The following is a 12,015-nucleotide window of genomic DNA, read 5'->3' as shown; positions in this document are numbered from 1 at the left end:
ACCAGGAACGGCCAAGCCAACATCGTCCCCATCCAACAGGCGAGTTACGTGACAGCCTTTAGCGGCCATCTGGATCTTGTGATGGGCGGCCAGTCCGCCCGCGCGATCGAGTTGGCCTCACTGGTCGGCGACCAGCGCGTCGACAAGGCGCTGGGCATGGCCGCCATCCACGGCCGGCTCGGCGAGAGCGACCTGGCCTCGATCTGCGACCACCTGGCCCGCAGCAGCAACGCCGCCGGCCCCGCCCAACTCGCTGACGAAGCGCACTCCGCCCAGCCCGGCACCGGCTCCTGGGGCTCCGGCCGCCGCCGCACACGGAGAACGGCGACGAGGTGCAGCCCGAACTGGCGACGCCCACGAGCCGCCTGCCCGTGCCTACGAACGTGACGACCGACCTACGATCCTGATGCCAGTATGATGCTGCTCACCTTCATGGACGCGGCGGCGAAGGCGCCGTGGCGTTCCGGCGGGGTGGACCGAGCTCGCGACCCACCAGCTCATCCGGGCGTATCCGGCACATGGTTAGGTAGGGGCATGGCGGGTGATTCGGGCAAGTCGGCGATGGTGCAGAGAGTGGACCACGGCGCGGAGATCGCGACGCCTGCTCGCCTGGCGGAGGCGCCCGGCTACGTCGCCAGGCGCCTTTATCAGTCCTACGTCGCGCTGTGGGCGCGGGTAGTGGACCCGACGCTGACCGGCCCGCAGTTCTCCGTGCTGGTCGCGGTGAACGAGCACCCGGGCGTGGATCAGGGCTCGCTCGCCTCGTCCGTGGCGCTCGACCGCTCCACGATGGCCGACGTCGTCCGGCGGATGGAGAACAACGGCCTGATCGTCCGGCACACCGCCCTGCACGACGCCCGGCGCAAGCTGCTCTACCTGACTGAGGAGGGCGAGCGGCGCCTGAGCGAGGTGAACGGGCGTGCCCGCGCGCTGGACGAGCAGTTGCTGGGCGGCTACGGGCCCGCTGAGCGGGAACGTCTGCTGCGAGACCTGACGGTGCTGGCCAACCACTGGGATGGGCTCATCGAGGACTGAGCCCGACCTGAGCTCAGCCTGAGGAGACCGGGACGCCTGGGTCGGGGCGACCGGGGCGAACCTCCCGTATGACGCATACCTTAAGTTTCACCAGGTTTCGCCCCTGTTACATCGTTTCGCAAGTTGCCCGCAAGGTCTTGTTTTTCGAGATCGTCCGTGTTCGGATTAATTCTGCTGCGAGCGGCCATCCTGCATACCCTCTGCCAGCCAGGGTCGGCTGTCTTCGCCATGCCTAACCAGTGACCCCTTTGGTGCCGAATCGATTGTATGGAGGACTCAGTGACGGCTACCCAGTCGTACAGCGTCACGATCGTCGGTGGCGGGCTCGGTGGGCTCACCGCCGCGCTGGCGCTGCGTCAACGGGGCTTGAGCGTCACCGTCCTGGAACAGGCCGCCGAGCTCGGCGAGGTGGGCGCGGGCATCCAGACCGCCCCCAACGCCAGCCGGGTCCTCCTTGGGCTCGGCCTGCGCCCGCAACTCGAGGCCATCCACACCGAGCCCCTTGACCAGGTGCGGCGCAGGTGGCAGGACGGCAGCGTCATCGGCCTGACCGCGCTCGGGGACTTCTGCAAGCGCCACTACAACGCCCCCTACTGGCACTACCACCGCGCCGACCTGCACAAGGTCCTGCTCGACTCCTGCCTCGACCCGACCGGGGCGGGCCCGGTGGTCGAGGTCCGGACCGGCACGCGGGTCGTCTCGATCGACCAGACCGACCCGGCTCGTCCGGCCGCCGTCACCCAGACCGGTGAACGGTTCGAGACCGACGTCCTGGTCGGCGCGGACGGCATCAGGTCTCGGATCAGGGACGCCCTCGGGATGCCCGACACGCTGCTGTTCTCCGGCGAGATGGCCTACCGGGCGCTGATCCCGGGCGACAAGATCGCCGCCGACCCGGCCACCCGCTGGCTGGTGGACCGCTTCCAGAGCACCATCTGGTACGGCCCGGACCGGCATCTGGTGCACTACATGATCCGCGGTGGCGAACTGCTCAACGTCGTCGCGATCGTCCCGGCCTCACGGGAGGTCGAGGAGAACTGGACCGCGACCGCCACCGTGGACGAGCTCGCGGGCGCCTTTCCCGGCTGGGACGACCGGGTGGTGTCGATGCTGGAGAAGGCCGAGGGCGAGATCTCGGCCTGGGCCATGTACCACCGCCGCCGCGACCCGGTATGGGTGGACGGCCAGGTCGCCCTGCTGGGCGACGCATGCCACGCGATGCTGCCCTACCAGGCGCAGGGCGCGTCACAGGCGATGGAGGACGCCGCCGTGCTGGCCGAGGAGCTCGGCGCGGTCACGGTGGACGGCGTCCGTGAGGCGCTCATGCGTTACGTCTCACGCCGCGCGAAGCATGCCGGAATGGTGCAGGAGGCCGCCTGGCGCAATATGGCGTTCTACCACCTGCCCGACGGGCCTGAGCAGCGGGAGCGCGACGAGAAGCTCAAGCGGTTCAACGGGGAGTCGGACGTCTCCTACGAGTGGCTATGGAACGGCACCCCGCTCAACGACCCCGACGAGGAGACATTCCACTACCAGTTCCACAGCTAGATCCCTGTTCCACCTCTAGACCCCTCGGGTGGGTACCTGCATGAAGACCGGAAACCAGATCGTCCAGGAGCTGCCATGGAAGTGGCGGGTTCAGGGCAAGATCTTCATCATCGGCGGCCTCGGGTACATGTTCGACGCCTGGGACGTCGCGCTCAACGGCTTCCTCACCCCGCTGCTGGCCACGCACTTCGACCTTTCGACCGGCGAGAAGGGCCTGGTCGCGACCGCCAACCTCATCGGCATGGCGGTGGGCGCCGTGGCGTGGGGCACGGTCGCCGACCGGCTGGGCCGCAAGCGCGCCTTCAGCCTGACGCTGCTGCTGTTCGCGCTGTTCTCGGTACTCGGCGCACTGTCGCCGAGCTACGGGGTGTTCCTCCTCTTCCGGTTCCTCGCTGGGTTCGGCCTGGGCGGCTGCATCCCCGTCGACTATGCGCTGGTCGGTGAGTTCTCACCGGCCAGGCTGCGCGGCAAGATCCTGGCGGCGATGGACATCTGGTGGCCGATCGGCGCGACGTTCGCCGGTGTGGCGGCGACACTGCTGCAGCCGGTGCAGGGCAACTGGCGGTGGATGCTCGCCGTCATGATCCTGCCCGCGCTGCTGATGTTCTGGGTGCGGCGGGGCGTCCCCGAGTCGCCCCTCTACCTCGCCAAGGCGGGGCGCGAGCGGGAGGCCCGCGCCGTCATCGACGACCTCGTCGCGCGGACCGGCGCGGCCGCCGAACCGTACGCCTTCCAGGCGCCGGTCGAGGACGACGACCGTCCTCGGGGGCTCCGGGCGGCCTACGACCAGTTCAAGCTGGTCTGGAGCTTCAGCCCGCGCATCACCTCGGTGGCCTGGCTGCTGTTCGTCTCCGTGATGACCACCTATTACGTGGCCCTGACCTGGATGCCGACGATTCTCAAGGAGGAGGGCTACAGCGACAGCGCCGCGTTCGCCAAAAGCACCCTGATGACCGCGGTCGGCATCGTCGGCGTGGCGCTGTCGGCCTGGCTGGTGGAGGCCTTGGGCCGCAAGTGGGCGATCGGCGCCTCGGCGCCGGTCGCCACGATCGCCCTGGTGGCCTTCGCGGCCTTCCTTGACATGCCGAACGCGGCGCTGCTGTGGCTCGGGATCTTCGGCTTCTTCATCCAGATCGCGATCCCGGTGCTGTACGCCTACGTCGCCGAGCTGTACCCGACCCACATCCGGGCCAGCGGGTTCGGCTGGGCGTCCTCGGTCAGCCGGGTCTTCTCCGGCTTCATCCCGATGATCTTCGGCGGGCTGCTGTGGCCGATGCTGGGACTGACCATGACGTTCATCGTCGTGGCCGGCATCGTGACCGCGGTGATGCTGTGGATGGCCGTGGCCGCACCGGAGACGAAGGGTCAGAAGCTGGACCAGGTCGCCGACGTCGGCGAGGTCCGCGACGCCACCGGCGACGCCGCCGACGTTCCGGTCGGTGGCTGAGGCCGTTCGCGGCCGGGCGGCCTGACCAACGTGTAAGACAGATCCCTGACTGAGGACCATGAAACCCGCTTCGTTCACCTATCACCGCGCCCGCGACGTCACCGGTGCCGTCGGCCTGCTCGCCGAGCTGGGCGAGGACGCCAAGTTCATCGCGGGCGGCCAGAGCCTGGTCGCGATGATGAACTTCCGGCTGGCCCGGCCCGCGCACCTGGTCGATCTCACCGGCCTGAGCCGCGAGCTGGCCTACGTCCGCCGTGCCGGCGACGCGCTGCGCATCGGGGCGCTGGCCACCCATCACGAGGTGGAGACCGCGCCGGCGGAGCGGCTCGGGCCTGGGTTCGGTGTGCTCAGCGAGGCGATGCGGTGGCTCGGGCACCTGCCCATCCGCACCAGGGGCACGATCGGCGGCAGCCTCGCCCACGGCGATGCCACCGCCGAGTGGTGCCTGCTCGCCGTCCTGCTGGGCGCCGAGATCGTCGTCGTGGGGCTGGACGGGCGCCGCGTGATCCCGGCGGAGGAGTTCTTCCACGGCTTCTTCAGCACGGCGCTCGACCCCGCGGAGTTGATCGTCGAGGTCGTCTTCCCACGCCCGGCGCCGCACGCCGCGCTCACCGAGTTCGCCGAGCGCAGCGGGGACTTCGCCACCGTCGCCGCGGCCGTCACCCTGGATGTGCAACGTGCCACGCCGTGCGATGGCGCGCCGGTCGGCGGCGGGGTGCGCGGCGGGCGGGTCGTCCTCGGCGGGGTCGCCCCGGCACCGCTGCGGATCCCGGAGGCCGAGGCCGTGCTGGCGGGAGGCGGCACGTTCGCCGAATGCGCGGAGGCGGCCGCCTCCGCCATCGACCCGCCCAGTGACGCCAACGGCAGCGCCGATTACCGCAGGGCGCTCACCCGCACCCTGGTCGTTCGAGCATGTGAGGAGGCGATGGCCCGATGACATCGGCGGTGCCGAAAGGCTGGGTGGGATCGTCGGTCGCCCGGCGCGAGGATCCGCGGCTGCTGACCGGACGAGGGCGGTTCGTCGACGATATCCACCTTCCAGGCATGCTGCACGCGCAGTTCGTACGGAGCACGGTCGCCCACGGCGTCGTCACCGGCGTCGACCTGTCGGAGACGCTGCGGGTGCCAGGTGTGGTGGCCGCCTACACCGCCGCCGACCTGGAGATGGGCGACATCGTCGCCGAACTGGACCGGCCGCTCACCGAGTTCGTGCCCACCGCGATGCCGGTGCTTGCCCGCGACCGGGTGCGGTACGTCGGCGAGCCGATCGCCATCGTGATCGCCAAGGACCCCTACACGGTGGAGGACGGGATCGAGGCGGCCAAGGTGACCTACGAGGTCCGTCCGCCGGTGCTCTCCGACCAGCAGGCGCTGGCACAGGGGGCACCCCTGGTGCACGACGAGGCCACGGCCAACACGCTGGTGGACGTGTCGATGTTCGCCACCGAGGGCATCGACGCCGTCTTCGCCGGAGCACACCAGGTGGTGCGCGTGCAAACCAGCACGCCCCGGCAGAACGCCCTCCCGCTGGAGACCCGCGGCGCCGTGGCCGAGTGGGACGCGCGCGAGGAACAGTTGCTGGTGCGGACGTGCACGCAGACCCCGCATCAGGTCCGCACGGTGATGGCGGGCTGCCTCGGCCTCGACGAGCGCACCGTCCGGGTCGTGGTGCCCGACATGGGCGGGGGCTTCGGGCAGAAATGCGTGGTCGGACGGGAGGAGATCGCCGTCGGGGCGGCGTGCCTGCGGCTGCGGCGGCCGGTCAAGTGGATCGAGGACCGCCGCGACGCGCTGTCGGCCTCTTTCCTGGCCCGCGAGCAGCGCTACGACGCGCGTGCCGCGTTCGACGCCGAAGGCCGCATCCTTGCCCTGGACGCCGACGTTGTGTGCGACATGGGCGCCTACTCCTGCTACCCGTTCACCGCGGGCATCGAGCCGCTGATGGCGTCGGCGGAGATGCCGGGCGTCTACCGCGTCCCCGCCTATCGGGTGCGGGGCCGCGCCGTCACCACCAACAAGGCGCCGACCGCGCCGTACCGCGGGGTCAGCCGCCCGCAGATCGTGATGGTCATGGAGCGGCTGTTCGAACGTGCCGCGCGCGAGCTGGACATGGACCCGGTCGAGATCCGGCGGCGGAACCTCATCACCGAGTTCCCCTACACCGGCGTCAACGGCGTCACCTACGACCCGGGTTCCTACCTGGAATCGCTCGACCTCTGCGAGAAGGTCCTCAAGGAGGAGGGCTGGTACGAGCGCAAGGACACGGCCGCCGCCGAGGGCCGTTTCCTCGGAATCGGCTACTCCTGTTTCAGCGAGCGCACCGGCTACGGGACGGCGGCGTTCGCCAAGCGCAAGATGGCGGTGGTGCCGGGCTTCGACATCGCCGAGATCCGGATGGACCTCAGCGGCGGCGTCACGGTGACGACCGGGACGATGAGCCACGGGCAGAGCCACGAGACGACGCTCGCGCAGATCGCCGCCGACCGGCTGGGCCTCGACCTCGCCCAGGTCAAGATCCATCAAGGCGACACCGACCGGGTCACATACGGCTTCGGCACGTTCGCCAGCAGGTCGGCGACCATCGGAGGCAGTGCCGTCGCGCGCGCGGCCGCCAAGCTGGCCGACCGCCTGCTGACGCTGGGCGCTCACCTGCTGGACACGACGCCGGACGAGGTGGAGCTTGGCCCCGGCCGCGTCCGGCGGTGCGACGACCACGACCGGTCGGTGTCGTTCGCCGATCTGGCCGATGTCGCCTACCTCAAGGCGCACCTGCTGCCCAAGGGGGCCGACCCCGGGCTGACCGCCACCGCCACATTCGACGTCCAGGGCGACGGCACGTTCTCCAACGCCGCGCACGGCGTGGTCGTGGAGCTGCACCCCGGCACCGGGCAGGTGGAGATCCTGCGGTACGTGTGCGTCGAGGACTGCGGCGTCGCCATCCACCCGCAGGTCGTCGAAGGCCAGGCCCGCGGCGGTATCGCCCAGGGCATCGCGGGGGCGCTGTTCGAGCAGGTCACCTACGACGAGCAGGGCGAACCGTCGTGCGCGAGCTTCATCGACTACAAGGTGCCCACGGCCATGGAGATCCCGGACATCGCGATCCACCATCTGGAGACGCCCTGCGCGTTCACCGAGGGCGGCGCCAAGGGCGCGGGTGAGGGCGGCACGATCGGTGCCCCGGCGGCCGTCCTCAACTCGGTGAACGACGCGCTGCGCCGCACCGGCGTGGAACTTGACGACACCCCCATCCGCCCGGCGACGGTGCTGCTCGCCCTGACCCCTGTCGGAGTGCCCGCATGAGTGAGAAGCTGCTGATCAGCCTGACCGTCAACGGGACGCGGCACGACGATCTGGTGGTGGAGTCCCGCCACACGCTCGTCGATGTGCTGCGGCACCAGATCGGCCTCACCGGCACCCACGTGGGCTGTGAGCACGGCGTGTGCGGGGCGTGCACCGTCCTGCTGGACGGCGCCCCGGTACGCGCCTGCCTGATCTTCGCGGCGCAGGCCGAGGGCCGCGACGTCCGCACGGTCGAATCGCTGGCCCCCGAGGGCGAGATGAACGACCTGCAGCGGGCGTTCTCCGCCCATCACGGCCTGCAATGCGGGTTCTGCACGCCCGGCTTCCTGATGCTCGCCGAGGGCTTCCTCGCCGAGCGCCCGGACCCGGACCGGGCGGAGATCCGCGAGGTCGTGGCCTCCAACCTGTGCCGGTGCACCGGCTACCAGACCATCGTCGACGCGATCGAGAGCTGCGCCCGGGAGCGGCGCTGTGGAGCAGGAGAGACCCGATGATCCTGGATAACGAGATCACGGTGAACGCCACCCCCGACGAGGTGTTCACGCTGATCAACGATGTGGAGCGGGTCGTCACCTGCCTGCCAGGCGCCGCGCTGGACGGCCGCGACGGCGACGCCTACCGCGGTGGGGTGAAGGTCAAGGTCGGCCCGATCACCGCCGCGTACACCGGGACCGTGCGGTTCCTGGAGGTCGAGCCCGACCATCGCCGGCTGCGGCTGCAGGGCCGCGGCGCCGACGCACACGGCAACGGCGACGCCGAGGCGGAGGTCGAGCTCACCGTGGACGAGGCGGCAGGGGGCGCCGGCGCGGTGCTGCGGCTCAAGACCGACCTGCTGATCCGAGGCAAGCTCGTGCAGTTCGGCAAGGGCGCCATCGTCGCGGTGTCCAACCGGCTGCTCCAGCAGTTCGCGCGCAACCTCGCCGCCCTGATCGACGCCGACCGCTCGGGCGCCGCCGCGGCTTCGACCGCTCCGTCCGCCGCCTCGCCCGCCGCCGTGGCCGCACCCGCCGCAGCGGCACCGGTCGCGGCGGACGCGGAGCTGAACGGGCTCGCCATGCTCCTGCCGCCGAACGCGGCCAGGTACGCGCCGGTCGCCGCCGCGTTCACGGCCGGGCTCTTCCAGGGGTGGTTGCTCTGCAAGCTGCGCACCCAGGCCAAGCTGATCAAGGAGTTGCGCCGTGGCTGACGACGTCGACGCCCTCTACGCACACGCCGGGTTCGGCGCCGAGGTGCGCCGGGGCGACCGCCCGGCGATCGTCGTCGTCGACCTCACCAAGGGATTCACCGATCCGGCCTACCCGTCCGGCGCCGACCTGACCGAGGTGGTCGCCGCCACGGGCAGACTGATCGAGGCCGGCCGCGCCGCCGGGATCCCGGTGATCTACACGACGATCGCCTACACCCCCACCGAGGCGTCCGGCGACGCCGTGACCTGGCTACAGAAGGCGCCCGGCATGCGGCTGATGCGCGCGGGCACCCCGGCGGTCGAGGTCGACGACCGGCTGCCGTTCCGCGACGACGAGGACGTCCTGATCGTCAAGAAGGGCGCCTCGGCGTTCTTCGGGACCACGCTCGCCGCCACCCTCACCGCCCTGGGCCGCGACACCGTCCTGGTCTGCGGTGCGACGACCAGCGGCTGCGTCCGGGCGACGGCCGTCGACGCGGTGCAGTCGGGCTTCTCGGTACTGGTGCCGCGCCAGTGCGTCGGCGACCGCGCGCCCGGCCCGCACGAGGCCAACCTGTTCGACATCCAGGCCAAGTACGGCGACGTCATCGATGTCGCCGAGGCCATCGAGTTCCTCACCGAAGCCGGGAGCATCCGTGTCTGACCGCGTCCTGACCCAGCCGGCCCTCGCCGACCTGGCCGCCGTCCCCGCCACCAGCCGCTGGGTCTCCTCGGGGCCCGTTCGGCTGCACGCGCTGGACTACGGCGGCGACGGGGTTCCGGTGCTGGTGATACCCGGCATCACCACGCCCGCGATCGGCATGGACTTCGTCGCCAGGGAGCTGACCGACCTGGTACGCCCGATCGTCCTGGACGTGCGTGGCCGCGGCTTCTCCGACGACGGCGCCGGCTACGCGCTGGAGGACTACGCCGCCGACACCGAGGCCGTCATCGCCGGTCTCGGGCTGGACCGGCCGCTGCTGCTGGGCCACTCGATGGGCGCCCGGATCGCGGCGTTCACCGCCGCCAAGTCCGCCACCGCACCGCGCGGGACGATCCTGGTGGACCCGCCGATGAGCGGCCCCGGCCGCGGCCCGTACCCGACGACCCTCGCCGCGTTCCAGGACCAGCTGCGGCAGGCCCGGCGCGGCACCGACGCCGACGAGGTCGCGGCGTCCTGGCCGCACTGGCCGCGCCGCGAGCAGGAGCTGCGCGCCCGGTGGCTCGCGAGCTGCGGCGACGAGGCGGTTGCCGCGACCCACCGGGGCTTCGAGAGCGAGGACTTCTTCGACTTCTGGCCAGCCGTCCCCGGGCCGTCAGTGCTGGTGCACGGCGGGGACAGCCCGGTCGTGACCGCCGGCGGCGCCGCTGAGGCGGCCCGCGCCAACGCCGCCGCGCGTCTCGTCGAGGTCCCCGACGCAGGTCACATGGTCTTCTGGGACAACCCCCGGGTCGCGCTGGGGACGCTCCGCGAGATCCTGCGCGAGCTGATCTGATCGTCCTGGACGAACGAGCTGCGGCCCCCGGAGTTTCCCGGGGGCCGCATTCGGTTGTGTCTGTTTAGGCCGCGGTGTACTTGCCGCTGAGAAGGCTGCCCGCGTTGGGAACGGTGGGCGCGAGGCCCAGCTCGGACAGGACGCAGAACGTCGTGGCGGTTGCGGCCGACAGGACCGGCAGGCCCGCCTCGTTCTCGACGACCTGGATGGACGGCAGCGACGGCATCTGCACGCAGGCGGACAGGACGAGGGCGTCGGCGTTCGTCAGGTTGAGCTTGCGCCAGTGGTCCTGGAGGTCCACCGGGTCGAGGCGGCCCACGTCGAGGTTGTCGGCGACCTCGAGGCTCAGGGCGTCGACGACCTCCACACCCGCGTCCTCGACGTACTCGACGACCCGCTCGGTCAGCGGCTTCATGTACGGCGTGATGACGGCGATGCGCTTGGCCTTCAAGGCGCCCAGGCCGGTCAGCAGGGCGCCGGCGCTGGAGACGACGGGCGCCTCCGACCCCTCCTCACGCAGCGCGCCCTTGATCGAGTCCTCCGCGATGCAGTGGAAGCCGGGCCCCTGGGCCATGATGGCGACCAGGCACGCGGTGGTGACGACGCCGGGACGGGCGTCGGCCAGCTCGCGGGCGGCGCGCTCGGCCTGGGCGTTCATGGCCCGCAGCTGCTCGGGCGTCACGTGCTGCATGCGCGCGCGGGCGCTGTGGAACACGAAGCGGTCGCTGGGCTCGGCCTCCTCGCGGGCCCGTAGCATGCGCGGGAGCTCGGTCTCCATGGTGAGGTTGGAGCTCGGCACGATCAGGCCGATGTGGTGGTCGGTCATGCGTTCCTCCGGGCGGCGGGCCGCATCTCGGGGATGACGACGTCGCCGTCCAGGACGACCGGCTCGTCATCGAGGAAGAGGCTGCAGCCGCGCATCGGGATGTCGAAGTGGCAAGGGGTGTCGTTCGGGCCGCCCAGCTCGTTGTTGGGGCCGATCGAGAACATGACGTTGCCGTAGAACGAGCGCAGTTCCATGCCCATGCCGCCGGGGAACTGGGTCAGGCCGTGCCAGTGGGCGCGCTCGTCCAGACCCCACCCGACATGGGACATGCCGTAGCCGCGCGGGTCGTCGAACGACTTGATGTAGGACGACAGCAGGTCGGCGTCGAGACCACCCCTGATGTCGGTGATGAACCCCTTCTCGATGGTGAGCGTGACAGGGGTCTGCACATAGGTGTTGAACGGCAGCAGGACATCGCCCGGGGAGAGCACGATGGTGCCGTCGACACCGTCGTCCGCGCCGCCGGTGAAGACGAACGCGGCCGGCCAGTGGTCCCAGCGGCCCGGCTGGTCGGTGTACCCGTACTCGCTCATCGTCGGGTAGACCCCGAGCCGGTAGGTGACGTCCGTCCCGGCGGGGCTGGTGATGCGCATGGTGCCGGCCTTGGCCAGCAGCTCCGCCCCCACCTCCACGCGTTCGCGCAGCTCGGGGGTCGGCATGAGGCGGGCCAGCAGCGGGGCGGGCTCGACCACGGTCAGGATCCGGGTGCCGGCGTCCTGGATGGCGAACTGCTCCTTGCTGAACAGCAGGAACTTCAGGTCGATCAGCATGTCGGCCTGCTTGAGAGCCTCTACCGCCCGCGGATTGCCGCCGAGCTCGGACTGCCCGACGGCCCAGGCGCCGGACCCGGCGCCCGGCATCGGCAGCCGCATGTGGAAAGCGCTCGCGCCGAGCCGCCGCGCCGCGTAGAGGAACGCGTCGGCGTAGTCGAGCCGTTCGGCCCCCTCGGAGAGCACCGCGAGGGTCTCCCCCTCGTGGACACCGCTCAGCGTGAGCTGCCGCAAGCAGATCTCGTTCAGCAGGTTCTGGTCCATCCAGCCTCGCTAATTAGTCCGGACACTGATGATTTAGGCCGGAGTGGCCCTCGAGGGGCCGGCCCAGGTGACAGGAATTAATCCGAACACGGACGACTTGCCCAACGCAAGAGGTCAGGCCCGTTTTCTCACGACATTTGGCCATCCCGGGGGGTGTGCCGCCG

General features: G+C 70.7%; 11 protein-coding genes and 1 pseudogene. 10 read left to right on the top strand and 2 right to left on the bottom strand.

The features are described from left to right. From ABD340_RS06545 to ABD340_RS06500, 10 genes and pseudogenes are all read left to right on the top strand, one after another. A pseudogene (locus ABD340_RS06545) lies at positions 1 to 387 on the top strand (hypothetical protein); the annotation flags it as partial. Between the two features lie 147 nt (positions 388 to 534). Beyond that, positions 535 to 1,035 carry a MarR family winged helix-turn-helix transcriptional regulator gene (locus ABD340_RS06540; protein WP_344587615.1) on the top strand — a complete coding sequence of 167 codons (501 nt, stop codon included), beginning with the start codon at positions 535 to 537 and terminating at the stop codon, positions 1,033 to 1,035. Positions 1,036 to 1,314: 279 nt separating this feature from the next. Continuing rightward, positions 1,315 to 2,583: an FAD-dependent monooxygenase gene (locus tag ABD340_RS06535; RefSeq protein WP_344587613.1), complete on the top strand. Its 1,269-nt coding sequence runs from the start codon at positions 1,315 to 1,317 to the stop codon at positions 2,581 to 2,583. A gap of 40 nt (positions 2,584 to 2,623) precedes the next feature. Further along, positions 2,624 to 4,030, top strand: coding sequence for an MFS transporter (locus tag ABD340_RS06530; RefSeq protein ID WP_344587611.1), 1,407 nt, complete (start codon positions 2,624 to 2,626; stop codon positions 4,028 to 4,030). Between the two features lie 58 nt (positions 4,031 to 4,088). Next, entirely contained in the window at positions 4,089 to 4,967 is an 879-nt protein-coding gene (locus tag ABD340_RS06525) for an FAD binding domain-containing protein (protein ID WP_344587610.1), read from the top strand. Beyond that, positions 4,964 to 7,330 (top strand): xanthine dehydrogenase family protein molybdopterin-binding subunit, encoded by a 2,367-nt coding sequence (locus ABD340_RS06520; protein WP_344587608.1) that lies wholly within the window; start codon positions 4,964 to 4,966, stop codon positions 7,328 to 7,330. Before ABD340_RS06525 ends, ABD340_RS06520 begins: the two co-directional genes overlap by 4 nt. After that, on the top strand, positions 7,327 to 7,824 hold the full coding sequence (locus tag ABD340_RS06515; protein ID WP_344587607.1) for a (2Fe-2S)-binding protein: 498 nt from the start codon (positions 7,327 to 7,329) through the stop codon (positions 7,822 to 7,824). The genes ABD340_RS06520 and ABD340_RS06515 overlap by 4 nt, the downstream gene beginning before the upstream one ends. Then, entirely contained in the window at positions 7,821 to 8,516 is a 696-nt protein-coding gene (locus tag ABD340_RS06510) for an SRPBCC family protein (RefSeq protein WP_344587606.1), read from the top strand. The genes ABD340_RS06515 and ABD340_RS06510 overlap by 4 nt, the downstream gene beginning before the upstream one ends. Continuing rightward, positions 8,509 to 9,159, top strand: coding sequence for an isochorismatase family protein (locus tag ABD340_RS06505; RefSeq protein WP_344587605.1), 651 nt, complete (start codon positions 8,509 to 8,511; stop codon positions 9,157 to 9,159). Before ABD340_RS06510 ends, ABD340_RS06505 begins: the two co-directional genes overlap by 8 nt. Continuing rightward, positions 9,152 to 9,991: an alpha/beta fold hydrolase gene (locus ABD340_RS06500; RefSeq protein WP_344587604.1), complete on the top strand. Its 840-nt coding sequence runs from the start codon at positions 9,152 to 9,154 to the stop codon at positions 9,989 to 9,991. The genes ABD340_RS06505 and ABD340_RS06500 overlap by 8 nt, the downstream gene beginning before the upstream one ends. A gap of 64 nt (positions 9,992 to 10,055) precedes the next feature. Here ABD340_RS06500 and ABD340_RS06495 read toward each other — a convergent pair whose 3' ends face one another. Both ABD340_RS06495 and ABD340_RS06490 read right to left on the bottom strand, forming a co-directional pair. Further along, positions 10,056 to 10,817 carry a maleate cis-trans isomerase family protein gene (locus ABD340_RS06495; protein WP_344587603.1) on the bottom strand — a complete coding sequence of 254 codons (762 nt, stop codon included), beginning with the start codon at positions 10,815 to 10,817 and terminating at the stop codon, positions 10,056 to 10,058. Next, positions 10,814 to 11,851 (bottom strand): 2,5-dihydroxypyridine 5,6-dioxygenase NicX family protein, encoded by a 1,038-nt coding sequence (locus ABD340_RS06490; protein WP_344587602.1) that lies wholly within the window; start codon positions 11,849 to 11,851, stop codon positions 10,814 to 10,816. The genes ABD340_RS06495 and ABD340_RS06490 overlap by 4 nt, the downstream gene beginning before the upstream one ends. Between the last annotated feature and the right edge of the window lie 164 nt (positions 11,852 to 12,015).

This window comes from Actinomadura vinacea, from assembly GCF_039532545.1.
In the GTDB taxonomy this organism is placed as follows: Bacteria; Actinomycetota; Actinomycetes; order Streptosporangiales; family Streptosporangiaceae; genus Spirillospora; species Spirillospora vinacea.
This window is presented reverse-complemented; position numbering and strand designations above follow the sequence as displayed.